Annotated in this window: 24 protein-coding genes and 2 pseudogenes; 13 read left to right on the forward strand and 13 right to left on the reverse strand. The window is 65.0% G+C overall.

What is annotated here, in order from left to right; genetic code table 11:
• Window positions 1-99: 99 nt before the first annotated feature.
• A complete protein-coding gene (gene serC / locus ACZY1I_RS08300) occupies window positions 100-1,230 on the reverse strand; it encodes a phosphoserine transaminase (RefSeq protein WP_463753877.1) in 1,131 nt (376 codons plus the stop codon).
• A 205-nt stretch (window positions 1,231-1,435) separates the two neighbouring features.
• Between serC and ACZY1I_RS08305 the strand changes: the two genes are divergently transcribed.
• Together ACZY1I_RS08305 and ACZY1I_RS08310 are read left to right on the forward strand one after the other, a co-directional pair.
• The gene (locus ACZY1I_RS08305; protein WP_463753878.1) at window positions 1,436-2,485 is read left to right on the forward strand and encodes an AurF N-oxygenase family protein; all 1,050 of its coding nucleotides are present in this window, start codon (window positions 1,436-1,438) and stop codon (window positions 2,483-2,485) included.
• Between the two features lie 48 nt (window positions 2,486-2,533).
• Window positions 2,534-4,228 (forward strand): FAD-dependent oxidoreductase, encoded by a 1,695-nt coding sequence (locus ACZY1I_RS08310; RefSeq protein WP_463753879.1) that lies wholly within the window; start codon window positions 2,534-2,536, stop codon window positions 4,226-4,228.
• A 59-nt stretch (window positions 4,229-4,287) separates the two neighbouring features.
• Here the strand turns inward: ACZY1I_RS08310 and ACZY1I_RS08315 are convergent, their stop codons facing one another.
• Window positions 4,288-4,746, reverse strand: coding sequence for a VOC family protein (locus ACZY1I_RS08315; protein WP_463753880.1), 459 nt, complete (start codon window positions 4,744-4,746; stop codon window positions 4,288-4,290).
• A 290-nt stretch (window positions 4,747-5,036) separates the two neighbouring features.
• Here ACZY1I_RS08315 and ACZY1I_RS08320 point away from each other — a divergent pair, with 290 nt between their 5' ends.
• Together ACZY1I_RS08320 and ACZY1I_RS08325 are read left to right on the forward strand one after the other, a co-directional pair.
• On the forward strand, window positions 5,037-5,645 hold the full coding sequence (locus tag ACZY1I_RS08320) for a TetR/AcrR family transcriptional regulator (protein WP_463753881.1): 609 nt from the start codon (window positions 5,037-5,039) through the stop codon (window positions 5,643-5,645).
• A gap of 8 nt (window positions 5,646-5,653) precedes the next feature.
• On the forward strand, window positions 5,654-6,418 hold the full coding sequence (locus tag ACZY1I_RS08325) for a sterol desaturase family protein (protein ID WP_463753882.1): 765 nt from the start codon (window positions 5,654-5,656) through the stop codon (window positions 6,416-6,418).
• 19 nt (window positions 6,419-6,437) lie between these two features.
• Here the strand turns inward: ACZY1I_RS08325 and ACZY1I_RS08330 are convergent, their stop codons facing one another.
• Complete coding sequence (locus ACZY1I_RS08330) at window positions 6,438-7,559, reverse strand: citrate synthase 2 (RefSeq protein WP_463753883.1); 1,122 nt, start codon at window positions 7,557-7,559, stop codon at window positions 6,438-6,440.
• A gap of 73 nt (window positions 7,560-7,632) precedes the next feature.
• Between ACZY1I_RS08330 and pdxH the strand changes: the two genes are divergently transcribed.
• Complete coding sequence (pdxH, locus tag ACZY1I_RS08335; protein ID WP_463753884.1) at window positions 7,633-8,292, forward strand: pyridoxamine 5'-phosphate oxidase; 660 nt, start codon at window positions 7,633-7,635, stop codon at window positions 8,290-8,292.
• Between the two features lie 41 nt (window positions 8,293-8,333).
• Window positions 8,334-9,629 carry an MFS transporter gene (locus tag ACZY1I_RS08340; protein ID WP_463753885.1) on the forward strand — a complete coding sequence of 432 codons (1,296 nt, stop codon included), beginning with the start codon at window positions 8,334-8,336 and terminating at the stop codon, window positions 9,627-9,629.
• On the opposite strand, the gene ACZY1I_RS08345 is transcribed toward ACZY1I_RS08340, so the two are convergent.
• Window positions 9,595-9,891, reverse strand: a complete 297-nt coding sequence (locus ACZY1I_RS08345; protein ID WP_463753886.1) for a hypothetical protein — start codon at window positions 9,889-9,891, stop codon at window positions 9,595-9,597. The two genes, ACZY1I_RS08340 and ACZY1I_RS08345, sit on opposite strands and share 35 nt — an antisense overlap.
• Window positions 9,892-9,995: 104 nt before the next feature.
• Here ACZY1I_RS08345 and ACZY1I_RS08350 point away from each other — a divergent pair, with 104 nt between their 5' ends.
• Window positions 9,996-10,187: a hypothetical protein gene (locus ACZY1I_RS08350; protein WP_463754383.1), complete on the forward strand. Its 192-nt coding sequence runs from the start codon at window positions 9,996-9,998 to the stop codon at window positions 10,185-10,187.
• 64 nt (window positions 10,188-10,251) lie between these two features.
• Here ACZY1I_RS08350 and ACZY1I_RS08355 read toward each other — a convergent pair.
• Window positions 10,252-11,053 (reverse strand): annotated as a pseudogene (locus ACZY1I_RS08355) (AfsR/SARP family transcriptional regulator); the annotation flags it as partial.
• Between the two features lie 235 nt (window positions 11,054-11,288).
• Between ACZY1I_RS08355 and ACZY1I_RS08360 the strand changes: the two are divergent.
• Complete coding sequence (locus tag ACZY1I_RS08360; RefSeq protein ID WP_463753887.1) at window positions 11,289-12,581, forward strand: citrate synthase; 1,293 nt, start codon at window positions 11,289-11,291, stop codon at window positions 12,579-12,581.
• 78 nt (window positions 12,582-12,659) lie between these two features.
• Here ACZY1I_RS08360 and ACZY1I_RS08365 read toward each other — a convergent pair whose 3' ends face one another.
• Both ACZY1I_RS08365 and ACZY1I_RS08370 read right to left on the reverse strand, forming a co-directional pair.
• On the reverse strand, window positions 12,660-14,204 hold the full coding sequence (locus tag ACZY1I_RS08365; protein WP_463754344.1) for a phytoene desaturase family protein: 1,545 nt from the start codon (window positions 14,202-14,204) through the stop codon (window positions 12,660-12,662).
• A gap of 46 nt (window positions 14,205-14,250) precedes the next feature.
• Complete coding sequence (locus ACZY1I_RS08370) at window positions 14,251-14,514, reverse strand: DUF2630 family protein (RefSeq protein ID WP_463753888.1); 264 nt, start codon at window positions 14,512-14,514, stop codon at window positions 14,251-14,253.
• Between the two features lie 112 nt (window positions 14,515-14,626).
• Here ACZY1I_RS08370 and arfA point away from each other — a divergent pair, with 112 nt between their 5' ends.
• The 4 genes and pseudogenes from arfA to arfC (ACZY1I_RS08390) all read left to right on the forward strand — a co-directional run bounded on the left by arfA (window position 14,627) and on the right by arfC (ACZY1I_RS08390) (window position 17,139).
• On the forward strand, window positions 14,627-15,628 hold the full coding sequence (gene arfA / locus ACZY1I_RS08375; protein WP_463753889.1) for a channel-forming protein ArfA/OmpATb: 1,002 nt from the start codon (window positions 14,627-14,629) through the stop codon (window positions 15,626-15,628).
• Between the two features lie 12 nt (window positions 15,629-15,640).
• A complete protein-coding gene (gene arfB, locus ACZY1I_RS08380) occupies window positions 15,641-16,342 on the forward strand; it encodes a channel accessory protein ArfB (RefSeq protein ID WP_463753890.1) in 702 nt (233 codons plus the stop codon).
• Window positions 16,343-16,350: 8 nt separating this feature from the next.
• Window positions 16,351-16,425: pseudogene (arfC, locus tag ACZY1I_RS08385) on the forward strand (channel accessory protein ArfC); the annotation flags it as partial.
• Window positions 16,426-16,470: 45 nt separating this feature from the next.
• Window positions 16,471-17,139, forward strand: coding sequence for a channel accessory protein ArfC, sunset domain variant (arfC, locus tag ACZY1I_RS08390; protein WP_463754345.1), 669 nt, complete (start codon window positions 16,471-16,473; stop codon window positions 17,137-17,139).
• A 23-nt stretch (window positions 17,140-17,162) separates the two neighbouring features.
• On the opposite strand, the gene ACZY1I_RS08395 is transcribed toward arfC (ACZY1I_RS08390), so the two are convergent.
• The 5 genes from ACZY1I_RS08395 to ACZY1I_RS08415 form a co-directional block, all read right to left on the reverse strand.
• Window positions 17,163-18,503 carry a HAMP domain-containing sensor histidine kinase gene (locus ACZY1I_RS08395; protein WP_463753891.1) on the reverse strand — a complete coding sequence of 447 codons (1,341 nt, stop codon included), beginning with the start codon at window positions 18,501-18,503 and terminating at the stop codon, window positions 17,163-17,165.
• A gap of 25 nt (window positions 18,504-18,528) precedes the next feature.
• Window positions 18,529-19,230 (reverse strand): two-component system response regulator PrrA, encoded by a 702-nt coding sequence (prrA, locus tag ACZY1I_RS08400; RefSeq protein ID WP_463753892.1) that lies wholly within the window; start codon window positions 19,228-19,230, stop codon window positions 18,529-18,531.
• A 73-nt stretch (window positions 19,231-19,303) separates the two neighbouring features.
• The gene (locus ACZY1I_RS08405) at window positions 19,304-20,974 is read right to left on the reverse strand and encodes an FAD-binding dehydrogenase (protein ID WP_463753893.1); all 1,671 of its coding nucleotides are present in this window, start codon (window positions 20,972-20,974) and stop codon (window positions 19,304-19,306) included.
• A gap of 70 nt (window positions 20,975-21,044) precedes the next feature.
• Entirely contained in the window at window positions 21,045-21,659 is a 615-nt protein-coding gene (locus tag ACZY1I_RS08410; RefSeq protein ID WP_463753894.1) for a TetR/AcrR family transcriptional regulator, read from the reverse strand.
• 140 nt (window positions 21,660-21,799) lie between these two features.
• Complete coding sequence (locus tag ACZY1I_RS08415) at window positions 21,800-22,939, reverse strand: FAD-dependent oxidoreductase (RefSeq protein WP_463753895.1); 1,140 nt, start codon at window positions 22,937-22,939, stop codon at window positions 21,800-21,802.
• A 100-nt stretch (window positions 22,940-23,039) separates the two neighbouring features.
• Here ACZY1I_RS08415 and ACZY1I_RS08420 point away from each other — a divergent pair, with 100 nt between their 5' ends.
• Window positions 23,040-23,582, forward strand: a complete 543-nt coding sequence (locus ACZY1I_RS08420; RefSeq protein ID WP_463753896.1) for a TetR/AcrR family transcriptional regulator — start codon at window positions 23,040-23,042, stop codon at window positions 23,580-23,582.
• A 7-nt stretch (window positions 23,583-23,589) separates the two neighbouring features.
• On the opposite strand, the gene ACZY1I_RS08425 is transcribed toward ACZY1I_RS08420, so the two are convergent.
• The gene (locus ACZY1I_RS08425; protein ID WP_463753897.1) at window positions 23,590-25,080 is read right to left on the reverse strand and encodes a carboxyl transferase domain-containing protein; all 1,491 of its coding nucleotides are present in this window, start codon (window positions 25,078-25,080) and stop codon (window positions 23,590-23,592) included.
• Window positions 25,081-25,086: the final 6 nt, after the last annotated feature.

Genomic DNA, 25,086 nt, shown 5'->3' on the forward strand with positions numbered 1-25,086 from the left:
TGCATGTCAGCACCGGACCTCTTACGTGCGCACTGTAATGCAGCGGACGCCCGCAACCGGGCTGACACGCGGGATGGTTGCGGGCTGATAACGGCAGGGTTAAAGCCGCTCGACCACCCAGTCGATGCAGGAGACGAGGGCGCTGACGTCGTCGGGATCCACCGCCGGGAACATTGCGATCCGCAGCTGGTTGCGGCCGAGTTTGCGGTAGGGCTCGGTGTCGACGATGCCGTTCGCCCGCAGCGTCTTGGCCACCGCCGCGGCATCGACGTCGTCGGCGAAGTCGATGGTGCCCACTACCTGCGACCGCAGCGCCGGGTCGGCGACGAAGGGAGTGGTGTACGCCCGCTCCTCGGCCCACGAGTACAACCGCTGCGACGAATCGGCCGTGCGCTTGACCGCCCAGTCCAGGCCACCATTGCCCAGCAACCAGTCGAGTTGTTCGGCCAGTAGCACCAGCGTGGCGATCGCGGGGGTGTTGTAGGTCTGGTTCTTCACGCTGTTCTCGATTGCGATAGGCAGCGAGAGGAAGTCCGGAACCCAACGTCCCGAGGCGGCGATGGATTCGACCCGGGCCAACGCCGCCGGGCTCATGATGGACAGCCACAGACCGCCGTCGCTGGCGAAGTTCTTCTGCGGCGCGAAGTAGTAGGCGTCGACATCGTTGATATCGACGGGCAGACCGCCGGCACCTGAGGTGGCGTCGATGAGCACGAGCGCGTCACCGGAGTCGGCCGGGCGCTGCACCGGTACCGCCACGCCCGTCGACGTCTCGTTGTGTGCCCAGCCGATGACATCGGCCGACGGGTCGGACTGCGGTTCGGGCGCGGAACCGGCTTCCGCCTTGATGATGATCGGGTCGCCGACGAACGGATTCTTGGCGACGCAAGACGCGAACTTCGAGCTGAACTCGCCGTAGGTCAGGTGCAGCGATCGCTTGTCAACCAGTCCGAACGCGGCAGCATCCCAGAACGCGGTCGTGCCGCCGTTGCCGAGGATGACCTCGTACCCGTCGGGAATCGAGAACAGTTCCGACAACCCAGAGCGCACGCGTCCCACCAGGTTCTTGACCGGCGCCTGGCGGTGCGAGGTGCCGAACAACGCCGCCGCGGACGTGCTCAGCGCCTCCAATTGCTCGGGCCGGACCTTCGATGGGCCACAGCCGAAGCGGCCATCGCGTGGTTTGAGGTCGGCGGGGATCTCGAGGGAAGTTGTGAGCTGGTCAGCCATGGTGACCAGGGTAGTAAGCGGTATCGGCCTACTGGTCAAGCGGGCTGAATAACGCCTGATCACGCCGGGAGATGTGAGCTAGGTCACGAAATTGCGAGGCTTGCGTGCTGAGCCACAGTGCTGCTGGGAGGTCTGGTCAATTCCCAGTACCGGCGGTACCGTATTTCTCATCGGTCTATATACGACCTCATTGGGGAGGCTTTTCATGGCTGTAGAGGCTGGGACTGCGAAGGCTAAGACGCGAATGGTTCGACGTTGGCGCCGCAACATGGAAGTGCGGCACGACGCCGAGTACGTAGAGATGCTTGCCACACTGTCTGAGGGGTCAGTGCGGCGAAACTTCAACCCGTATACCGACATCGATTGGGACTCACCCGATTTCGCTGTCATCGACAACGATCCCCGCTGGATCCTCCCGTCGACCGATCCTCTCGGCCGGCACCCCTGGTATCAAGCGCAGTCGCACGAGCGCAAAATCCAGATCGGGATGTGGCGCCAGGCCAATGTGGCCAAGGTGGGCTTGCACTTCGAGTCCATTCTGATCCGCGGGCTGATGAACTACACCTTCTGGGTGCCGAACGGGTCACCGGAATACCGGTACTGCCTGCACGAATCGGTCGAAGAGTGCAACCACACCATGATGTTCCAGGAGATGGTGAACCGCGTCGGGGCGGACGTGCCGGGGATGCCGCGGCGGCTGAAATGGATCTCGCCGATCATCCCGTTGGCGGCCGGCCCGCTGCCAGTCGCGTTCTTCATCGGTGTGCTCGCCGGCGAGGAGCCGATCGACCACACCCAGAAGCAGGTGTTGCGGGAAGGCAAGGCGCTGCACCCGATCATGGAACGGGTGATGGCCATTCACGTGGCCGAAGAGGCCCGGCATATCTCGTTCGCGCACGAATTCCTGCGCCGGCGGCTGCCGGAGCTGACCCGTTGGCAGAAGTTCTGGGTCTCGCTGTTCTTCCCGCTGACGATGCGAACGTTGTGCAACGCGATTCTGATTCCGCCCAAGGCCTTCTGGGATGAGTTCGACATTCCGCGTTCGGTGAAGAAGGAGCTGTTCTTCAAGTCGCCGGAGTCGCGAAAGTGGTTGCGCGACATGTTCGCCGACGTCCGGATGTTGGCTTACGACACCGGGCTGATGGAGAACCGCTCTGCCCGATTGATGTGGCGGATCTTGAAGATCAACGGCAAGCCGTCGCGCTACCGCAGTGAGCCGCAGCGACGCCACCTGGCCTCCGCTCCGGCGGCGTAACGCCGTAATATGCACCCGGCCCGAGCGGGCCGTTAGGGGATATTTCTTATGCCGCACGTTATTACTCAGTCGTGCTGCAATGACGGGTCCTGCGTCTTCGCGTGTCCGGTCAATTGCATCCACCCGTCACCGGACGAGCCGGGTTACGCGACATCGGAGATGCTCTATATCGACCCGGTGGCATGCGTTGACTGCGGTGCCTGCGTGAGCGCATGCCCGGTTGGCGCGATCGTCCCGGACAGCAAGCTGGACATCGGGCAACTGCCGTTCGTGGAGATCAATGCGTCGTTCTATCCGGAGCGGCCCGCCGATGTGAAGCTGCCGCCGACCTCGAAGCTGGCTCCGGTGATCCCGGCCGCCGAGGTTCGTCCCAGCCGCCAGCCGCTGTCCGTGGCGATCGTGGGCTCGGGACCGGCGGCGATGTACGCCGCGGATGAGCTGCTGACTCAACCTGGTGTGCAGGTCAACGTCTTCGAGAAACTGCCCACGCCGTACGGGTTGGTTCGGGCCGGGGTAGCGCCGGATCACCAGCACACCAAGAAGGTCACCGAGCTGTTCGACCGGGTGGCCGGGCACCGGCGCTTCCGGTTCTTTCTCAATGTCGAGGTCGGCCGGCACCTGAGTCACGCCGACCTACTGGCCCACCATCACGCCGTGCTGTACGCGGTCGGAGCACCGGATGACCGTCGGCTTGACGTCAAAGGGATGGACCTGCCCGGCACCGGCACCGCCACCGAGTTGGTCGCGTGGATCAACGGACATCCCGACTACGCCAATCTGCCGGTAGACCTCAGCCATGAGCGAGTGGTGATCATCGGCAACGGCAATGTTGCTCTCGATGTGGCACGTATGCTCACGGCTGACCCGGATGGCTTGGCCCACACCGACATTGCCGACCATGCGCTGAAAGCGTTTCGCAAATCGGCGGTTCGCGAGGTGGTGGTCGCGGCCCGTCGCGGACCCGCGCATTCCGCCTTCACCCTGCCCGAACTGGTCGGGCTGACGGGCGCCGCCGACGTGGTGCTCGATCCTGCCGATCATCGTCGGGTCGTCGAAGATCTCGCCGGGGTCACCGATCCACTGACCAGAAACAAGCTGGAGATCCTGAGTTCCCTCGGCGATGGCTCGGCGCCGGCCTCGCGGCCGCGCATACGGTTGGCTTATGAGTTGACGCCCCAACGCGTGTTCGGTGACCAGCGGGCCAGCGGGGTCGAATTCTCCGTAACGGGCACCGATGAGCGGCGCACGCTTGACGCTGGCCTGGTGCTGACGTCAATCGGCTACCGCGGCAAGCTTATTCGTGATCTGCCATTCGACGAAACAGCCGCTGTCGTGCCCAACGACGGGGGTCGTGTCGTGGACCCCGGCACCGGTCAGCCCGTCACCGGCTCCTACGTCGCGGGTTGGATCAAGCGCGGTCCGACCGGTTTCATCGGTACCAACAAGTCGTGCTCCTTCCAGACGGTTCAGGCGCTGGTCGACGACTTCAACACGGGGAAGTTGACGGATCCGGTGGCCAGGCCGGCGGCGCTGTCGGAGTTGGTCGCCGCCCGGCAGCCGGACGTCATCGACTCCGCGGGATGGCAGGCGATCGACGCGGCCGAAATCGCGCGCGGCAGCGAAGAAAGCAGGCCGCGCAACAAGTTCACCGATGTCACGGCCATGCTCTCTACCGCGGCCGCCGCGGTGCAGGCGCCGCCGAGGGGACGACGCCTGCTATCGCGACTCCGCGACCTGGTCTAGCCGGTTGACGGCGACCCGCTGCGCCCGGCGATGCCGCGCTTGCAATCGCCGCGTAGCCGCTAGCTGCTCGACTGGGCCGCCATCGCTTCGGAAATTTCTTCCATGCTGACTTCACGTACCGGCTGCCCGAGGGACCAGTTGTGGCCGAACGGGTCGGCAAGCACCCCGTAGCGGTCGCCCCAGAACTGGTCCTCCACCGGCATCACCACGGTCGCACCGGCATCCACCGCGCGCTGGAATTTGTCGTCGACGTCGGTGACCGTGAGATGAATGGTGACGGGAGTGCCGCCCAGCGACTTCGGGGTCATCGACTTACCGCTGCACATCTCGGGGAAGTCGTCGTTGAGCATCACAGTGGAGCCGTTGATTGTCACTGCAGCGTGGATGAGTCGGCCGTCTGGGCCAGGGACGCGACCGAGTTCTTCGGCCCCGAAGGCCTTGACGTAGAAATCGATTGCTGCGGCGGCGTTGTCGACGACGAGGTGGGGAATCACTGCGGGTTCGACGTTGATGGCCATTGGTGGTCACTCCTCTAGTTGGTTGTATCGCCCACCCGGGGGCTCGCATGTACTGACCGAGCTTGGCGCCGAAACTCATCGGGCATCCCTCGAGCAGCACAACCCGGACAGTAGCGCGCACCACTGACATCCGTCCGCCGTCAGCCGGCCAACTGGCATAAGCCCAGATCGGGACGCCGGAAATGCGCGATTGCTGGCATGACACTACTGCTGATACAGTTGTCTCAACTTGAGATGAGACAGATGCCTCACCTGCTGTTGCGCTGTACCCGATTGTGAAGGATGCGTGCGTGAATGCAACGACCCTGACGATTCACCGCACGCTGGATGCGCGCCAACGTGCGGTGCGGGAGCGCCTTCTCACCGCCGCTCGCCAGCTCATCCGCGAGCACGGCCATGAGGCTGTGGGGATGGAGCAGATCGCCACCACGGCCGGCGTCTCGCGGGCCACGACGTATCGCTATTTTGCGTCGAAGGAACACGTGGTGTGTGAGGCCGCTCTTGCCTGGGGCCATGAGGTCGCGCAGCGCATACCGCAGGCCATCGCTGCCGCCGCCGAGCCAGTGAACGCGATTGACGTTGCTATCGAGCAAGTGGTGCAGGAAGCCTCGTCGGATCTGCCCATGGTGCGCGCCACGATGGCATCGGTGCTGGCGCAAGGGCCGGTTGCCGACGAGTTTCGGCTGGGCGTACGCCAGATGTTCCTGGATCTGTTGGGGGGCGCGGTCGACGACGTCCCAACATCGCTGTCCCTTGACCCGGCGATGACGGTGCTGGGACGGGTCTTCTTTGCCGATTTGGCGCTGCTCGGCGTCGGCGACATCACCGTCGAGCAGTGCATCACCGAACTGCGGCTGGCTGCCTGGCGCCTGCTGCCCGAAACCAGTCCCGAGAATTAGGAGGAGCCATGAATCAGAAAGCATTACAACCGATTTGGGACTGGATGGTGAACCATCTGAGTGTTGGGTTCTTCGAGTTCCCGCTGTACTTTCTGCCCGTTGTCGTTGTGGTGGTGCTGGTGACCGGCATCATCTATTCAATATTCGACGTCGCTGTCTACCAACGGATCTCAGCCAGAGCGGCGACAAAGCTCGGTCTGCGCATCGCGTCGACATACGTCGGTGCATCCGTGGTGTTCTTCGTGCTGCATCGCATGTTCCGGCCTTGGGTGGCCGAAGTGCCGACCGCCGCACCAACATTGGTGACATTCGTCGTGCAGTTGTGCTGCTTCATGGTGATCGGTGAGTTTCTCACCTACTGGTGGCACCGGCTGGAGCACGGCAGCCGATTCGTGTTCCAGAAGGTGCACTACATGCACCACCGCGTCCAGTCGCCTCTTACCATCTGGACCAACTTCGTGGTGCATCCCGTCGAAGGCTTGATGGTCATGCTGTGTCTCTACGTTCCGCCACTAGCCCTCGGGGCCCATCCGATGGTGGTGGTCGCGTATGCGGTGGCGAACACCACCGCCATGGTGATCACGCACAGCGGCTACGACATGAAGTTCTACCCACGCTGGCTGCTACCCGCGGCATCCGGCCACGAATTGCACCACTCCGAAAAGCGTCCCACCAACTTGTCTGTGGTGATGACCTACGGCGACAAGCTCTTTGGAACGCACAAGAGACCCGATGTCGCGGCCAACCGCGTTCCGGCGGCCGCCGCGACCTGATTGTCGCGACTGGCCATGACTAGACGGTAGTGAGAACCCGGTCCCAGCCTTCGATCGATTCCGGGCTGCGCGGGCCCGGGCCAACGTAAATGGCTGACGGGCGAACCAGCTTGCCGAGCCGCTTCTGCTCGAGGATGTGGGCGCACCATCCCGCGGTGCGTCCGCAGGTGAACATCGCAGGCATCATGTTGGCCGGCACCTGGGCGAAGTCCAGAATGACCGCGGCCCAGAACTCGACGTTGGTCTCGATCGCCCGGTCCGGCCGGCGCTCCCGCAATTCAGCCAGGGCAGCCTGTTCCAGGGCGGCGGCGACCTCGTGTCGTGGGGCGCCCAACCGCTTGGCGGTGGCACGCAGCACCCGTGCCCGCGGGTCCTCGGCGCGGTAGACGCGGTGTCCGAAACCCATCAGCTTTTCGCCGCGGTCGAGGATGCCCTTGACCAGCGCCCGTGCGTCGCCGGTGCGTTCCACTTCCTCGATCATCGGCAGTACCCGGGCCGGCGCCCCGCCGTGCAGAGGTCCGCTCATCGCCCCGATGGCCCCGGACAGCGCAGCGGCCACGTCCGCACCGGTTGACGCGATAACCCGCGCGGTGAAGGTGGAAGCGTTCATCCCGTGTTCGGCCGCCGACACCCAGTAGGCGTCGATCGCCTCGATGTGCCTGGGGTCTGGCTCGCCCTGCCAGCGCGTCATGAAACGTGCTGTGACGGTTGGGCATTCGTCGATAATCCGCTGCGGGACGGCAGGCTGGTAGATGCCGCGACCGGATTGCGCGACGTAGGAAAGCGCCATCACCGATGCGCGGGCGAGCTGGTCGCGCGCCGTGGGCTCGTTGGTGTCCAGCAATGGCTTGTAACCCCAGATGGGCGCCAGCATGGCCAAACCCGCCTGTACGTCGACTCGCACGTCGCCGGTATGGATCGGCAGTGGGAACGGTTCGGCCGGCGGAAGACCCCGGCCGAAGTCACCGTCGACCAGTAGCGCCCAGACGTCGCCGAAGTGGACTCCCTGGCCCACCAGATCCTCGATGTCGACACCGCGATAGCGCAGCGCGCCACCGTCCTTGTCGGGTTCGGCGATCTTGGTGGTGAACGCCACGACACCTTCCAGACCTGGGACAAAATCCTCGGGGACCACAGTCATGCGCCGATTGTCGCACCCCAGTCCTGTGTGTCCGCTACCGGCCGGTAACAACCACAGGGGTACCGTTGGGCCGGTGGTAGGGCCTCACGAACAGCACCTGGCATCGATGCGGGTGGAGTACGGGTCCGTCGAGAAGGACGGCAGTCCAGACCTCGATGCGGACTGGTTGGCTGACGGTTGGCTTGCCCTGTTCCGCAAGTGGTTTGACGACGCGCAAACTGCCGGAATCCCCGAACCGAACGCCATGGTGGTGGCCACCGTGTCGGAGGGCAGACCGGTCAGCCGCACGGTGTTGTGCAAGAGCGCCGACGAGGCCGGGATCACCTTCTACACCAACTACGATTCGGCCAAGGGGCTGGAGTTGGCGGCGACGCCGTATGCCTCGGCGACCTTCCCCTGGTATCTGCTGGGTCGCCAGATTCACGTCCGGGGACCGGTCACACAAGTCGAGCCCCAGGTGACCGAGGAGTACTGGTCCAAGCGTCCGCGCGGTTCGCAGTTGGGGGCCTGGGCCTCGCATCAGTCGCAGCCGATCGCGTCCCGCGCGACGCTGCTCGACCAACTCGCTGAGGTGACCGCGCGGTTCGCCGACACCGAGCATCTGCCGGTGCCGCCGAACTGGGGCGGTTACCTCCTGGCGCCCGAGGTGGTGGAGTTCTGGCAGGGCCGCGAGGACCGGGTGCACAACCGCATTCGAGTGACCGGCGGTCGGGTCGAACGGCTGCAGCCGTAAGTCGTTAGCCTCGCGAACGGCTGTCGGCTACGCTCGTCGCGATGCGTCTCTTCGCAGACACCACGCCGTTGCGAACGCCCGACTTTCGCCGGCTCTGGGTCTCGGGCATTCCCACGGTGATCGGTGCCAACCTGACGGTGTTCGCCGTTCCGGTACAGATTTATGCCCTGACCCAAAACTCCGCGTACGTCGGACTTGCCGGACTGTTCGCGTTGGTTCCGCTGGTGGTGTTCGGCCTGCTGGGCGGCGCTTGGTCGGATGCCATGGATCGGCGACTGCTGTTGGTCGTCACGTCACTCGGGCTGGCGGCGGCGGCACTGCTGTTGTGGCTGCAGGCTGTTTTGGCGGTGAACGACGTGTGGGTGGTGCTGTGCCTGCTGGCGCTTCAGCAGGGATTTTTCGCCGTCAACTCACCCGCGCGCTCGGCGGCGATCCCGCGCATGCTGCCCGGGGAGCAGTTGCCCGCCGCCAATGCGCTGAACATGACGGTCGGCCAGTTCGGCGCGATCGCGGGTCCGCTGCTGGCCGGCCTGCTGCTCAATTGGATTGACCTGTCCACGCTCTATCTGATCGATGCGCTGACCTGTCTGGCGCCGATCTGGGCGACATTCCGGTTGGCGCCCATGCCCGCCCTCGAACCGTCGGGCACGGCGCGCTGGGGGGTAGCGGCGGTGCTGGAGGGCTTTCGCTACCTGGCCGGCAACACCGTCGTACTGATGTCCTTTGTCGTCGATCTGATCGCGATGATTCTGGGCATGCCGCGGGCACTCTTTCCCCAGATGGCGCATTTGAGCTTCGGCGGTCCGATTGCGGGCGGTTCGGCGATGGCGTTGTTGGCCGCGGCGATATCGGTCGGCGCGGTGGCCGGCGGGCTGTTCTCTGGTTGGTTGCCCAGAATCCAGCGCCAAGGTTTGACGATTGTGACGTCCATCGTCGTCTGGGGTCTGTCGATGGTCGGTTTCGGGTTGGTCAGCGGGATGGCGCACGGCAGGGCAGGCCCGATGCTGTGGGCGGCGTTGGTTTTTCTGGCAATTGGCGGTGCGGCGGACATGGTGTCGGCGGCCTTCCGGATGTCGATCCTGCAGCAGGCGGCCTCCGATGAAGTGGTCGGGCGGCTGCAGGGCGTTTTCTCCGTGGTGGTCGGCGGCGGCCCGCGGCTGGCCGACACACTGCACGGCGCCGCGGCCGCGGTGGTCGGCACGACGGCAGCAGCCGCCGGGGGAGGCGCACTGGTCGTGGTGGGGGTGCTGCTCGCGGCGCTCGTCGCCCCGGTGTTCATGCGGTATCGGGCACCGAGTGCGATCAGCGAGGATCCGGTGGACAGTCCGGAGCGCTGAGCTCGTCGAACCTGGCCAGCGCGGCGTCGAGGTCGTTGTCGTCGAACATCTCGCAGCGGTTGATCAGGTCGCCGTCGACGGTGAATAGGTCAGTCGTGCGCCACTCCGCGTCGAAGCCGTCTTGGGACGTCCCTTTTCCCACATGGTTGACGACCGCGCCGACGTCGGTCAGGCGGTGCACTGCCTCGATGTAGATGCTGGTTTCCATGCCCAGGTCCCAGGTGGCGCGAATGTATGAGTTCAGGTGACCCGGCCCGATCACCGCGAGCGACCGATGATCGGTTTCTTCGCAGTCGGCGGCATCGCTGGGACTTCGCGTCGATTGAGCGCCGCATATGCGCGGGAGATGACGGACCACGTACGTGCATGGGCGGCCGCCTCGCCGGCGAGGTACCGGGCGTCAAGCTGCGCGAAGGCATCGTCGATGTCGTCGACATCGAAGACGAAAAGCGCGCAAATTCGGTGGTCGCTGTCGAGTTCGATGATGTGCAGCAGATCGGTGTGAAACGGCTCGGGCCGACGATCGCGGCCGGACAAGCGCGCCCGACTCAGCGCTAGGCGCTTTCCGCGGGTCGCAACGATGGTCAACGACATGCCGCCGATTTCGACGTCGTTGCGAGCCGGCGGTCGACCCCTCGATGTCGGTCAGCAGAAACGTGACAGCCCGGGTTGTCGTCGAGAAATGTTGTACTACAACAATATCCAGGCTGACATCCTGTGCGACGATCGCAGCTTCCAGACGGCGCAGGTCCGGCCCGGGGTCGACGCCCAGTTCGTCGACGAGCAGGGTCCGAGCCCGCTGGTAAGCACCCAGGGCTTCCCCTTGCCGGCCCGCTCGGTAGAGCGCGAGCATGAGTTGACCCCAGCGCCGTTCGCGCAGCGGTGCGTCTGCGACGGCCGCCTCGAGTTCACCGACGATCTCGGCGGCACGGCGGTGGCGAGCAGCGCATCGGCCCGGTCTTCCACCAATGCGGCGTGGCCCTCGATCCACCGCGTTCTCTCCGAGGTGCCCCGCGGGGTGTCGGGAAGTTTGGGGACGCCGCGCCAGAGCGCGAGGGCGTCGTCGAAGCGGCCACCGCCTGACCGATGTCGCCGGCCGCAGTGGCATCGCGACCCCTGCGAGCCGCCGCCTTGTAGGCCGAGGCATCGACCTCAGTGCCGGCCAAACTCCAGCCGGCGCCCTCCGTCAGGACGAATCCATCGCCCAGGTTTCGGCGCAAGAGGGAGATGTGGGTCTGCAGAGCCTTGGCTGCGGTGCGGGGTGGCTGCCTGCCCTAGAGCAACTCGACGAGCGTGTCGGCCGATACAACGGAACCGCCATGCAATCCGAGCATCGCGAGCAGGGCGCGCGGTTTCGCGCCCGGGATCGCGACGGAGGCGCCATGTTGCCGGACCTGAAGAGGGCCCAAAACCCCCAGTTCCACGTCTTGAAGGGTAGTCACGTCTGTCATCGTCGGCGCGAGGATTCAACGCGTGGTCAAGGTCGGGTAAAGAATCGCCGCAGCGTCGGCGCCGTCGCTGGGCAGGCGTCGGACCTGCAGACCCGACCCCGGGCAGGCACGCCAACGCGACAACGACTACCTTCACCTATGACGCACCTAATGCACCGGTAGGCAGTAGGGCGGGCAGTCATATAAGCCTGAGCGCAAAGGGGTTCTCGTGGGCGACACCGACGACACCGCAAACCTGAAGTACCCGGGTGGCGAGATCGACCTGAAGGTCGTCAAAGCCACTGAAGGTGCCGATGGCATTGCGCTGGGTCCGCTGCTGTCCAAGACGGGGTACACCACCTTCGACAACGGGTTCGTCAACACGTCCGCGTGCAAGAGCTCCATCACCTACATCGACGGTGACGCCGGCATCCTGCGCTATCGCGGCATCCCGATCGACCAGCTGGCCGAGAAGTCGACCTTTATCGAGGTCTCCTACCTGCTGATTTACGGCGAGCTGCCCAGCACTGAGCAGCTGGCCGACTTCACCCAGAAGATCCAGCTGCACACGATGCTGCACGAGGACCTCAAGCGGTTCTTCGACGGCTTCCCGCGCAACGCACACCCCATGCCGGTGCTGTCCAGCACTGTCAACGCCCTGTCGGCGTACTACCCGGACTCGCTTGACCCGACGGACAACACCCAGGTCGAGCTGTCCACCATCCGGTTGCTGGCCAAGCTGCCGACCATCGCCGCGTATGCGTATAAGAAGTCGGTCGGCCAGCCGTTCCTCTACCCGGACAACTCGTTGAGCCTGGTGGAGAACTTCCTGCGGATGACTTTCGGCCTGCCTGCCGAGCCTTATGAGGCAGACCCTGAGGTGGTGCGGGCTCTGGACATGCTGCTGATCCTGCACGCCGACCACGAGCAGAACTGTTCGACGTCGACTGTGCGACTGGTGGGCTCCTCGCAAGCCAACCTCTTCACGTCGGTCTCCGGCGGCATCAACGCGCTGTGGGGTCCGCTGCACGGCGGCGCCAACCAAGCGGTGCTCGAGATGCTCGAGCAGATCCGCGAGAGCGGCGATGACGTCGGGGAGTTCGTCCGCAAGGTCAAGAACCGCGAGGCCGGCGTCAAACTCATGGGCTTCGGCCACCGGGTCTACAAGAACTACGACCCGCGTGCCCGCATCGTCAAGGAGCAGGCCGACAAGATTCTGGAGAAGCTCGGCGGGGACCCGTTGCTCGACATCGCCAAGCAACTTGAAGAGGCGGCGCTGACCGACGACTACTTCATCGAGCGCAAGCTCTACCCGAACGTCGACTTCTACACCGGGTTGATCTACCGCGCGCTCGGATTCCCGGTTCGGATGTTCACCGTGCTGTTCGCGCTGGGCCGGCTGCCCGGCTGGATCGCGCACTGGCGCGAAATGCACGACGACGGCGACAGCAAGATCGGCCGTCCGCGCCAGATCTACACCGGCTACACCGAGCGCGACTACGTCGCCATGGACGGCCGCTAGTTCTCTCGCGACCAGACGCGTAAGCCCTCATTTCCTTCCCGAAATGGGGGCTTACGCGTCTGCTCGGTAGGAGGGGGCTCAGTCGCGAAGTGTGGCCAGGACGGCCATCGCCGCGTTATGGCCGCCGATGCCCGAAACCGCTCCACCGCGGCGCGCACTCGATCCGCACAGCATGATCCGTTCGTGTCCGGTGGCCACCCCCCACTGCCGCGCAGCCGTATCCAGCTGATCGTCGTCGTCGGCGAACGGCCAGGACAGCGCGCCGTGGAAGATATTGCCGGCGGACATCCGCAGTGTGTTCTGTAGATCCGTGGTGGTCGTTGTCTCGAGACAGGGGCGACCGTGTGCGTCCTCCAGCAACAGTCGCTGAATGGGTTCGGCCAGAACGGAATTCAGCGACTCAAGGACAGCGTCGGTGAGATGTTGGCGCATTGCGCCGGAGTCGGCGGAGACGAACATCGAGTGTGGTGTGTGCAAGCCGAACACCGTCATGGTGTGCACGCCCGAGTCGCGCAAGGCGGGCGACACGATGCTCGGATCGGTCAGCGAATGGCAATACGCCTCGCACGGCAACGGATCCGGCAGCTGGCCGGTCAGCGCCTGCGCGTAGCCGGCTTCGAGTTGAGTCCAGGTCTCGTTGACGTGAAAAGTCCCGGAAAATGCCTGTTCCGCCGTCACGCTGTCGTCCCGTAGTCGTGGGAGGCGTCGCAGCACCATGTTCACCTTGACCTGCGAGCCCGGTGCCGTCGAAGGTGCCGGCTCACCCAGTAACCCGGCCAGCACCGTCGACCCGACGCCGGCCAACACGAAGCGGCCGCGCACCCGGTGCTCGTCCGCTTCGGTGCGGTAGTGCACCTCGCCATCCGGGTTGATTGCGAAAACTTCTGCGCCCGTTAAGATTTCGACTCCATGGCCGGTGGCTGCCGCCGCCAGGGCCGCGGACACCGAGCCCATGCCGCCCACCGGTACATTCCAGTCGCCGGTGCCGCCGCCGAGCACGTGATAGAGGAAACAGATGTTCTGCATCAGCGACGGGTCGTCGAGGCGGGCGAAGGTGCCGATCAGTGCGTCGGTCGCGATCACTCCCCGAACCAGGTCGTTGCTCACGGCGTCGGCGATGGCGTGGCCGATCGGCTCGTCGACAATGGCGCGCCAAGCCGGCGCCGCGTCGGGTCCGCCGCCGGCCAGGACGAGCCGACGCGCCTGCTCGCGGGTGCGCAGTGGTTCCAGCAAGGTCGGCCACAGCGGCCGGGTGATCAGTTGGCAGCGCCGGTAGAACGCAGCGAAGCCTGCCGCGTCGGCGGCCGCTCCGACCGAGGCGAAGGAGTCAGCAGACTCCGCCAGCAGGCCCGTGCGTCCTGCGGTCGCTGGATCCGGGGTGTACGACGCGTACTTACGGGTCGCCAAGCGCACCTGGGCGCCCAGATCTTCCAGGATGGGCGAGGGCAGCAGGCTGACCAGATACGAGTAGCGCGAGAGTCGGACGTCGACACCCTCGAAAAGCTGCGCCGATATCGTGGCGCCTCCGATGTGCGTGAGCCGCTCCAGCAATCGCACCCGCAGGCCCGCGCGGGCCAGGTACGCGGCCGCGACCAGGCCGTTGTGACCGCCTCCGACGACGATGACGTCGTAGTCGGGCGCGCCGTCGTTCCCCACCCGCAGGCGGGTTCTATCCGAGGTAACCCTCGACCTGATCGCCCGGCCGCACAGCGGCTTCCCGCGGGTCAGCGCCCGTTTCACGCAGTGCCCGCCGCTGCCGGAGCAGGTCCCAGCACTGGTCGAGTTCGACCTCCAACCGGTGCAGTCGCTCGTGCTCCTCGGACGTGGAGATCTCGCCGTGCTGCAGTTGGCTCCGCAGTGCCTTTTCCTGATTGACCAGCTCGCGGATGTGCGCCAGCGTGTCCTTGTCCGTCGGTTTACTCCCGTTGGCCATCACTACAGTGTGCCCGACAATTACCGGCGGATGACTCTGGCATGGGTGGTGACTCGGTAGGCTGCATATCGCCTGGAAACGCGAACAACCGCGGTTTGAGTGAGGAGCGATAGTGGGTCCACAAGTGGGTGTAGGCGAGCCGCCGGCGCCCGCTAGTCCAAAAGACCAGGCGCGGCCGGCCACGGCATTCGATCGACAGCCACTGCGCCGCACCTGGCTGATTGGTCTGGCTGCCATTCCATTCCTGCTCGCCATCATCGGTTACGGCGCGTACGGACGGCCGATGGGCGTCAACGGCCCAACGGGAGCGTTGCCGACTCTTTCAACATCCGCCATCGATGCAATGTCCAACGCTCCCACCTTGTCGTTGTCTCTGCTATCGATCAGCCGCAGCGGTAACAACCTCACACTGATCGGTGATTTCCCCGATGACGCCGCCAAAGCGGCGCTGATGACGTCGCTGAAACCACTGCTGACGCCAGGCGTCAACGTCATCGATCAGATCAATGTCGACCCGTTGGTACATTCGCTCGATTTCGCGAATGCCGACCCGGTTTTCGCGGCGAGCGTGCCCATCCCCGATTTCAATCTGACGGTCAATAAGGACAGCGTGACGGTGGGCGGCACCGCAGCAGTGCCTGACCAGAAGGACGCCGTGGAGCGCGCGGCCGCCGCCGCCTGGCCCCAGGTGAACATCACCAACAAGATTGCGGCCAAAGCGCCGGCCGCCCCGCCCAATTCGGGGCCCGCCGCTTGTGACGGCTTGCAGGCCGCCGTCAATACGCTGACCGGGGGTCCAATCGCGTTCGGCAGTGACGGAATCACTCTGACCCCGGAAACCAACCAGATACTGCTTCGAGTGGCCGACAAGCTCAAGCCATGTCCAAATGCAAAGGTGACTGTCAACGGCTACGCCGACAACAGCGGCAGCGAAGCCGTCAACGTGCCGCTGAGCACCCAGCGGGCCACGACGGTCGCCGACTTCCTCATCGCCCATGGCGTCGCCCGTGATCGGGTTACCGCCAAGGGCCTCGGCTCGACCAATCCAGTCGCCAGCAATGACACCGCTGAAGGCCGCGCGAAGAACCGTCGCGCCGAACTCGTGGTCAGCTAGGGGGAATCGAGCATGGGTTTCGTGATCCAGTGGCTGGTCTACCTGGCTGCGTTCGCGGCAGGGTCTGCCGTCGCGTACGGAATCGTTGCATTGCGGAGCAAGGCCGGAGGCGGGCAGCCGCAATCGGCAGGGGTGCCTGAGTCGGCATTGCCCACGCGAGAGCCGGTTGAGGGAGAGTTCGAGCCGTCGCCGGCGGAGCCCGAGCCGGTGGGTGTCGAGCCTGAGGTTGCCTTGACTGAGGCGGAGTTTGTCGCTGAGGAGCCTGAGTTGCCAACGGCTAGCTTGGCGGAGACCGGTTTGGCAGAGCCGGACCCGGCGCCGGAGTTTGGCGGTGACGAGCTTGAGTTGGTTGAGCCTGAGCCTGAGCCGGTCGAGGATGAGTCCGAGGTCGAGGCTGAGGACGAACTTGAGTCGGAAGAAGGGCTTGAGCTCGAGTCCGACCTCGAGGACGAAGTGGAGCTTGAGGACGAGTCCGACCTTGAGCCGGAAGACGAGCTTGAGGACGAGTCCGACCTTGAGCCGGAAGACGAGCTTGAAGACGAAGACGAGCTCGAGGACGAAGACGAGCTTGAAGACGAAGACGAGCTCGAGGGTGAGCTCGAGCCCGAGGATGAGCTCGAGCCGGAGTCCGAGTCTTCATCGCAGTGGCCGGGGCCTGCGTCGCAATGGCCTGGGCCTCCGTCTCAGTCTCCTGAGATCGGAGCACGACGTTGACCGACCAAGTGCACTGGTGGTTGGCCACCCTGTCGTTCGGGCTCGGTCTGGTTCTGACGTACACATTGATGGTCCGGCCGGCCTGGGCGGTCGTGACCCCGGCGCCGGCGTTAAAAGCCAAGCCGACGATGAAAGCGACTGCCGCCGAGGCGCCTACGAAGAAGCTGCCCGTCTCCACAACGGGGCCGGCCAAGAAGAAGGCCGCCTCTGATCGGCCACCGACAAAGCGCCGGCCCGTCACCGGAGATGCTGTGACGGAACGGATTCCGGTTGCCGGAGATACGGCGACCGAACGCATTCCCGTCGCCGGAGATGCTCCAACACAACGAATTCCGGCTGTGAAGAAGACAGTAGCCAAAAAGGCGGTCAAGAAGACCGTCGCCAAGAAGGGCGCCGTCAAGAAAGTGCCGGGCAAGAAGGTGCCGGGCAAGAAGCTGGCCCCTCGTACCGGGCAACAGCCTGGCATGGTGCGGAAGGCAAGGCCGAAGGGTCCCGGGACCAGGCGCATTCCGCTCACCAAAGACAGTGCAACAGGCAGGATTTCGGGCAGCGATACACCGACAACGCTGATACCACTCATTCCATACGCGCCCTACGGGACGGGCTCGATGCGGGCCGATCATGATGGCAGCGGGCCGGAGGGATGGCCTGTCAAAGGACGCATGGACTCGCGGTTGTTCTACGGCCCGGATGACCCGGACTACGACGACATCGTTGCCCAGGTCTGGTTTCAAGACGAGGATTTCGCCGCGAAGGCGTTCTTCACAGCTTGGCGCAAGAGCTCTCGAAAGGCCTAGCCCGACGTGGCCGGAGAGCCGGTTTAGCTCGGTCCGGGAAGACGCAGCACCAGGCGGGCGCCGCCCAGCGGGCTGGTTTCCAGCGCAGCTGTCCCGCCGTGCAAATGGGCCTGCTGGGCTACCAACGCCAGCCCTAGACCCGAGCCCGAGTGCGACGCCGTCGAGCCTCGGGAGAACCGCTCGAACACGACCTCGCGCTCTCCCTCGGGGACTCCGCTGCCGTCGTCGTCGATGGCGATCTCCACCCCGGCCCGCGAACTGACTGCGGACAGCTGAACATTGCCGGCGCCGCCGTGCTTGACGGCGTTGGCGATGGCGTTGTCGACCGCGAGCCGCAATCCGGCCGGCATGCCGACGATGATGCAAGTGGGCGATGGGACCAGCGAGACTTCGAGCTCGGGGTAGATGCGGTTGGCGTCATGGGCGGCGCGGTCGAGCAGTTCAGTGATGTCGACGGGCACATGATCGTCCGACGTGGACAGCTCGCCCTGAGCCAACCGCTCCAGCGCGCTCAGCGTGGCTTCGATCCGCGACTGGGTGCGGATGACGTCGTTGACCACTTCCTCGCGCTGATCCTCGGGTAGGTCGAGGGTGGACAGCACCTCGAGGTTGGTCCGCATGGCGGTCAGGGGAGTGCGCAACTCGTGCGAGGAGACGGCCGCGAAATCACGCGCTGAGGCCAGCGCCTCCTGCGTGCGGTTCTGCTCGTTCCAGATGCGCTGCAGCATCCCCCGCATTGCCTCGGCGATCTCGACGGCTTCGCTGGCACCGTGCACTTCGACCCGGGGTGCCTCGTCGCCGGCATCGATCGATCGGGTTTGCTCGGCGAGCCGTTTGAAGGGTCGCACCGCGAACGCGGCCAACAGCCAGGCGAACACTGCCGCCGCGCCGATCGCGAAAATACAGATCAACATCACCCGACGATGGAGGTTGTTGGTCTCGGCGTATGTCGCGTCATAGGTCGCGCCGACGGCCACCGAAGTTGGCTCCGGTCCTGGGATCTCGACCGTGCGCACCCGGTAGCGCACCCCACGGATGAAGGTGTCGGCGTAGTCGACCCCCAATTTGGGCAGGTTGATGTCGGAGTTCGACTTGACCACGGTGCCGCGGCGGAGCGTGATGAGAGCGTCCTGGTCGTTGGGGGAGCGTGGGATCTCGTCCAGGCCGCGCGGCACGAAGGGGATCGCGAAACCCGCGGCCTCGTCGAGCCGACGGTCCAGCCGCTCCTTGCGGTCCTTGGTGATGCCCACCCAGACCACGACGCCGACGATCAGCACCGGGATCGCGGCGCCGATTGCGGTCGCGACCACGACTCGAGTGCGTAGTGATGGTGTCCTGGCGAAGATCCGCGACACGACGTTCATCGCGACCACGACTTACCTACCGCGCTCATTGCATCCTGAGGACGAACCCGACTCCCCGGACTGTGTGCAGCAGCCGTGGCCCGCCGTTGGCCTCCAGCTTGCGTCGCAGGTACCCGATGAAGACGTCGACGACGTTGGTATCGGCGGCGAAGTCGTAACCCCAGACCAGTTCAAGCAGTTGCGCGCGGGACAACACCGCCGTCTTGTGCTCGGCCAGCACGGCGAGCAGGTCGAACTCCCGCTTGGTCAGGTCGACATCGACGCCGTTGACCCTTGCCCGGCGACCGGGGATGTCCACTTCCAGCGGACCCACCGTAATGGTTTCCGAGGAGGTCGAGGCGGTCGCGCCGCGGCGGCGCAGCAGCGCCCGCACCCGCGCTACCAGCTCGGCCAGGACGAACGGCTTGACCAGATAGTCGTCGGCGCCGGCCTCCAAGCCGGCCACCCGGTCGTCGACCGAACTGCGCGCGCTGAGGACGCAGACCGGCACATCGTTGTCCATTGCGCGCAGGGCTGTGACAACGCTGACGCCGTCCAGCACGGGCATGTTGATGTCGAGCACGATCGCGTCGGGCCGGGTTTCGGTGGCGCTGCGCAAGGCCTCGGCACCATCGACCGCAGTCGACACCTCGAATCCGGAGAGCCGCAGGCCGCGTTCCAACGACGCGAGCACGTCGGCGTCATCGTCGACGACCAAGACCCGAGGTGAGCTGGAACCAGTGTCCATGCGCCCATCTTGCCTGATGGAGCGCTACGGCGGTGGGAGGCGTGCGGGTTGAGCGGCTGCCCGCCAGGCGTCTCTAGATATCGTCGGCGGCGCCCCGGCCCGCGGCGCGTCCGGAAAAGATGCAGTTGCCCAGGAACGTTCCCTCCAGAGCGTTGTATCCGTGCACACCGCCGCCGCCGAATCCGGCGACTTCGCCGGCCGAGTACAAGCCCGGGATGGGTTGGCCGTTGTTGCCGATTGCCCGGGAAGCCAGATCGGTTTGAATGCCGCCCAGGGTCTTCCGGGTCAAGATATTCAGCTTGACCGCGATCAGCGGTCCCGCCTTCGGGTCCAGGATGCGGTGCGGGGCAGCGACCCGGCCCAGCCGATCACTCAGCACCCGCCGCGCATTGCGGATGCCCTGGACCTGAGCGTCCTTGCAGTACGGATTTTCCACCTGTAGATCCCGGGATTCGACCTGCGCCCGGATCTGGGCCGGATCAAGCAGGGGTTCGTCGGTCAGTGCGTTCATCTTCGCGACGAGATCCTCGAGGTTGTCGGCGACGAGGAAGTCGACACCATGGGTCTTGAATGCTTCCACCGGGTCGGTGGCGTTCTTATTGATAACCCGTTGCTGCAGAACGGCTTTGCGGCTCTTGGAGGTGATGTCGGGGTTCTGCTCCGAGCCGGAGAGAGCGAACTCTTTCTTGATGATTTTCTGGGTCAGGATGAACCAGGAGTGGTCGTACCCGGCGATTTCGGGGTTGGTGCGCAGGTACCGCAGGGTGCCCAGGGTGTCGTAGCCGGGCAGGAATGGCGCAGGAAGTCGGCGGCCGATCGCGTCGAACCACATTGACGAGGGGCCAGGAAGGATTCGGATCGCGTGTTTGGGCCAAATCGGATCCCAGTTGTTGACGCCCTCGGTGTAGTGCCACATCCGATCACGGTTGACCAGGCGGACTCCACTGTTGTGCGCGATGTCGAGCATGCGTCCGTCGACATAGGCGGGTACGCCGGTGATCATCGACGACGGCGGGGTGCCCATCCGTTCCGGCCAATATCGCCGAACTATCTCGTGGTTGCCGCCGATGCCGCCGGTGGTGATGATCACCGCTTGTGCTGACAATTCAAACTCGCCGATTTCGTCGCGGTTGGACGGCGCGCCGCGCACGGCGTCGTCGGGCGCCAGGACCACGCCTTTGACGCCGGTGACGGCACCGCCGGTGAAGACCAACTCGTCCACCCGGTGCCGGTGATAGAAGGTGACCAGCTTGTCCCTCTCGGCCTGCAAAGCCGAATTCACAAATGGCTCAACGACTCCGGTGCCGGTGCCCCACGCGACGTGGAAGCGGGGAACCGAGTTGCCGTGCCCGTCGGCCCGCAGGTCTCCTCGCTCGGCCCAACCCACGTTGGGCATGAATTTGATGCCGAGGTCGGTCAGGTACGAGCGCTTATCGCCGGCGGCGAACTCGACATAGGCGCGGGCCCACCTTGCGGCCCACACGTCCTCGTCGTCGAGTCGATCGAATGCGGCGCTGCCCGACCAGTCGCCCCAGGCCAACTCCACGGAGTCTTTGATCCGTAGGGCGCGCTGTTCGGGGGAGTCGACCAGAAACAGTCCGCCGAACGACCAGAAAGCCTGTCCACCCAGGTTGGCCGCGTTCTCTTGGTCGATGACGGCGACCTTCTTGCCCCGCCGGGTCAGTTCGTGAGTGGCGACCAGGCCGGCCAGTCCCGCACCGACCACGATGACATCAGCGTCCATAACAGCCCTTCTCCGATGGGTTCCCACTCACGATTGGTGCTGAGACACGTGCGCCTTACTCACCTGCGGGTCAACGAGTCAGTACGACATTCATGAGCTGGGTCAGCCAGGCACGCGCCGCGGCTTGGTCGCTGTCGAGCAAAAGCTGAACGCTCACACCGTCATATGAGGCGATGATGGCGCGGGCGGTGTCGGTGACGGTGTCGATCGCCTTGTGATATCCGATGCCGCTGGCGGCCAGTCGTTCCTCGATGATCTTGCGCAACTGTGCGCGGTGAAGTTCCCATCGGTGTGCGAGTTCGGGTTTGCGGGCGGCGTAGAGCAGGAAGTCGAACTTGATCAGCAGCCAGTCGCGTTCGAGCAGCAGAGTGTCCACGATGCGTTCGACGACGCCGGGCAGGTCGGTGACGGGGTCGGCCCCGTCCATCGCGGAGATCACCTGCTGGGCGGTTCGGGCCGCCCATTCGTCGTAGAGGAGGAAGAACAACTCCTCGAGGCTTTCGAACTGAGAGTAAAAGGCCCCCCGTGTGTAGCCCGCTGCTTCGCAAACGTCCTCGATGGTTACGTGGCCGTATCCCTTTTCCGCGAAAACCCGGAATGCAGCATCGATGAGCCGCGCTCGCGTTTCAGCGCGGCGCTTTGTGACCCTCGGCACCTTGGCGGCGGTGGTTGCTGCTGTTGGCATTGATAGCGCCTCCGTTCGCTGTCTAACAGATACATTGCCACATCTGATACGTGACTTGAAATGCAGGCGCGCATCAATAGTTCTTTTGTTACCAACGGCACGTTTCCGCAAACGGCAAACGGGGTGGGCCTTTGCGACGCCTACCGGTAGACCAGGCCGCTCAGCCGCCAGGCCAATTTCCGTTGTACCGCGGGAATTGTTGCTGCCAAACGCATTATCGAGTTGCGAACCGGACGCAACGGGCGCGGCAGCGTTGAAACCTTCGTCAGTCGTCCGGTGAGGGTCAGCACCTGTCGGGCGCGGGCGCGCTGCGCCTCGCTGTAGGAGTCCAATGCCGCATCGGAACCACCGTTCAGGACCTCCTGAAGCGAACCGGCCAGGGCGATGGCGTCGATGATCCCGAGGTTCATTCCTTGGCCACCGGCAGGGCTGTGCACGTGAGCGGCGTCGCCGGCCAGCAGTAACCGACCTGCCCGGTAGCGGTCGGCGACTCGGTGCTGAATCTTGAAACGCGATCCCCACAGCAGCTCGGTGACGGTCGTGCGTCCCGGCCCGAAACCGCGGGCGTCCAGCAGTCCCTGCGCGAACTCCGCAGTGGGTATGCGTGGCGCGTCGGATACCGGAGCGACGATTCGAAAGATGTTGCCGGGCAACGGTGCAAGTACGGTCAGGCCGTCCTGGCTGTAGAACAGCATCACTTCATCGCGCGGCGCTTCACCGGTCACTCGGACGTCCGCAAGCACAAACGATTCGGCGAATTCGCTTCCTGCAAAACCGATTCCGGCCTGCTGTCGAACGGTGCTGTGCATGCCATCGGCTCCGACGACATACTTTGCCCGGATGCTTTCCCCGTCTTCGAATGTCGCGATCACGCCGGCAGCGTTTTCGCTGATGTGGCTCAGTGTCTTGGGGCGAATCACTTTGCCGCCCAATTCGTTGAGACGCTCTTCCAGAATCCGCTCGGTGTCGGCCTGGGAGATCATCAGAGTGTAGGGGTATTTCGTTGGCAGCGTGCTGAAGTCGACCGGGATCAGGGTCCGTGACCCTTCCCGCATGGTGAAGAGCGGGACAACCAGCCCGTCCTCGATCAACCGCCGGGATACGTCAAGGTCTTCGAGGACCTCGAGGCTGCGCGCGTTGACCGCCGCGGCCCGCGATGTGTTGGCGCCGGACTCGAGTCGATCGACCACCATCACATCGACTCCTCGGGCGATCAGAGATGCGGCCAGTGTGAGCCCGGTGGGGCCTGCGCCCACGACCAGGACGTCGGTGTTGTTCATGTCAGTTCCTCCTAGGTGCCTAGTCAACGCTTGTTGGCATAGCTCCATAGTGGCGTGTCGATGTTCGTATGTCAACACTTGTTGGCCTACACTTGTTGGCATGAGGCGATCTTCTGCAGACACCAAGGCCGTGATCCTGGCCGCTGCTCGTGAGCGCTTCGGCGCGACCGGGTTTCAGGCCACGACCATCAGGGCGGTTGCCGCCGACGCTGGGATCGATCCTTCCATGGTCATGCGGTACTTCGGCAACAAAGACCAACTGTTCGCCGCTGCCGCCGAGTTCGATCTGAAGTTCCCCGATTTCTCCGCGGCGGAACGTGGCCAACTTGGAGCCTCATTGATCCGACACTTCCTCAAGCGCTGGGAAGACGACGACGCACTGGTGATTCTGCTTCGTTCAAGTGCTACCAATGACGAAGCCGCGCAACGGATGCGGGAAATCTTCGGCACCCAGCTGCAGCCTTTGGTGGCGTCCCGGGTGCCCGCGGGTGAAGCCACGACGCGGGCTGGGTTGATCGCCACTCAGGTCCTCGGGCTGGCATTGTGTCGCTTCGTGTTGCGGTTGCCGCCCGTCGTCGGCATGACTCACGACGAGATCGTTGAGTGGCTAGGCCCGACGATCCAGCGGTACCTGGAGGGCTGAGCAGCAGTTACGCGTCTGGGCCCGTCGCCGGCAGGCCGATGCGCCGGTAGCGTCGTAGCCGCGCGGTCAGACGCTGCGTATCGGGAATCGAACGCAACGCGTGGACTTCGGCGGCAATCGCCTGGGAAAGCCGGCGCGAGAACTCGACTGGCTCGTCAGCGGCATCGGGATGCTCGGGCACGATCGCGTCGACGATGCCGGACGCCAGCAGATCCGCCGACCGGATGCCCTGCGCCGCAGCAAGTTCGGCCGCGTGTGCGATATCGCGGAAGACGATCGCGCTGGCGCCTTCCGGTGGCAACGGCGCCAGCCAGCCGTGCAGCGCCGCCAGCACCCGATCAGCGGGGACCATGGCCAGCGCCGGTCCTCCGCTGCCCTGGCCCAGCAACACCGAGACCGTAGGGGTGTCCAAGGTCACCAGCTCAGCCAGACATTGGGCGATTTGTCCCGCGAGTCCACCCTGCTCGGCTTCGGCCGACAGCGCGGGACCAGCGATGTCGATCACCAGCACCAGCGGCAGCCGGAGTTCGGCCGCCAGCGCCATGCCACGGCGGACCTCCCGCAGCGAGCCAGGTCCGACGATTCCGCCCTCAATGTGCTGCTGGCCCAGCACCACCGCGGGCTGCCCCGCGAACCGGGCCAGCGCGAGCAACGTGGTCGCGGCCTCGCCGTGGCCGGTACCCGAAAGCAGCACCCGATCCGTCGCGCCGTGACGTAGCAGGTGCCGCACGTCCGGCCGGTCCGGACGCCGAGACGCCAGCACCGATTCCCAGGCGGGCACGTCCGGGATAGTTTCGGAGAGCAGAGGTGCCGGTGCCGGATCGGGGGAGTCCGCTAACACCGTCAGGGCCCGATTGAGCGTCGCGCGCAGCTTCGAGAGCGCGACGACGCCGTCGATCACCCCGTAGCGCTGCAGGTTCTCCGCGGTCTGAACGCCAGACGGGAATGGCTCGCCGTAGAGCAACTCGTACACCCGTGGGCCGAGGAAGCCGATCAAAGCGCCCGGTTCGGCGACGGTGACGTGACCCAGCGAGCCCCACGACGCGAAGACCCCGCCGGTGGTCGGATTGCGTAGGTAGACGAGGTAGGGGAGATGCGCCTGCCGGTGCAGTTTGACGGCTGCGGCGATCTTCACCATCTGCAGGAACGCAACCGTGCCCTCCTGCATGCGCGTGCCACCGGAACTCGGCGACGCCAGCAGTGGAAGCCGCTCGGCGGTAGCCCGTTCCACGGCAGTCGTTATCCGTTCGGCCGCCGCCACGCCGATCGAGCCGCCGAGAAAACTGAAGTCGCAGACCACCACGGCCACCCGGCGCCCGAAAACGCGCCCTTCGCCGGTAGATACCGATTCGTCGCGTCCGCTGGCGGCCCGGGCGTCGGCCAATTCGCGTGCGTACGAATCGGAGACCGGCACTTCTAGCGGTTCGTTGTCCCAGCTGGCGAAAGAGTCCTGGTCGAGGACCGCTTCTCGCAGTTGGTCGGTCGTGACACGGCTCACAGCGAT

Source organism: Mycobacterium sp. IDUB_37 (genome assembly GCF_055419245.1).

Bases quoted from the DNA above. Each gene is read 5' to 3' on its own strand.
- serC (WP_463753877.1), bottom strand. From the start codon at position 1,230: ATGGCTGACCAGCTCACAACTTCCCTCGAGATCCCCGCCGACCTCAAA.
- ACZY1I_RS08305 (WP_463753878.1), top strand. From the start codon at position 1,436: ATGGCTGTAGAGGCTGGGACTGCGAAGGCTAAGACGCGAATGGTTCGA.
- ACZY1I_RS08310 (WP_463753879.1), top strand. From the start codon at position 2,534: ATGCCGCACGTTATTACTCAGTCGTGCTGCAATGACGGGTCCTGCGTC.
- ACZY1I_RS08315 (WP_463753880.1), bottom strand. From the start codon at position 4,746: ATGGCCATCAACGTCGAACCCGCAGTGATTCCCCACCTCGTCGTCGAC.
- ACZY1I_RS08325 (WP_463753882.1), top strand. From the start codon at position 5,654: ATGAATCAGAAAGCATTACAACCGATTTGGGACTGGATGGTGAACCAT.
- ACZY1I_RS08330 (WP_463753883.1), bottom strand. From the start codon at position 7,559: ATGACTGTGGTCCCCGAGGATTTTGTCCCAGGTCTGGAAGGTGTCGTG.
- ACZY1I_RS08340 (WP_463753885.1), top strand. From the start codon at position 8,334: ATGCGTCTCTTCGCAGACACCACGCCGTTGCGAACGCCCGACTTTCGC.
- ACZY1I_RS08350 (WP_463754383.1), top strand. From the start codon at position 9,996: ATGGGCGGCCGCCTCGCCGGCGAGGTACCGGGCGTCAAGCTGCGCGAA.
- ACZY1I_RS08370 (WP_463753888.1), bottom strand. From the start codon at position 14,514: ATGGCCAACGGGAGTAAACCGACGGACAAGGACACGCTGGCGCACATC.
- arfB (WP_463753890.1), top strand. From the start codon at position 15,641: ATGGGTTTCGTGATCCAGTGGCTGGTCTACCTGGCTGCGTTCGCGGCA.
- arfC (WP_463754345.1), top strand. From the start codon at position 16,471: ATGAAAGCGACTGCCGCCGAGGCGCCTACGAAGAAGCTGCCCGTCTCC.
- ACZY1I_RS08395 (WP_463753891.1), bottom strand. From the start codon at position 18,503: ATGAACGTCGTGTCGCGGATCTTCGCCAGGACACCATCACTACGCACT.
- prrA (WP_463753892.1), bottom strand. From the start codon at position 19,230: ATGGACACTGGTTCCAGCTCACCTCGGGTCTTGGTCGTCGACGATGAC.
- ACZY1I_RS08405 (WP_463753893.1), bottom strand. From the start codon at position 20,974: ATGGACGCTGATGTCATCGTGGTCGGTGCGGGACTGGCCGGCCTGGTC.
- ACZY1I_RS08410 (WP_463753894.1), bottom strand. From the start codon at position 21,659: ATGCCAACAGCAGCAACCACCGCCGCCAAGGTGCCGAGGGTCACAAAG.
- ACZY1I_RS08415 (WP_463753895.1), bottom strand. From the start codon at position 22,939: ATGAACAACACCGACGTCCTGGTCGTGGGCGCAGGCCCCACCGGGCTC.
- ACZY1I_RS08420 (WP_463753896.1), top strand. From the start codon at position 23,040: ATGAGGCGATCTTCTGCAGACACCAAGGCCGTGATCCTGGCCGCTGCT.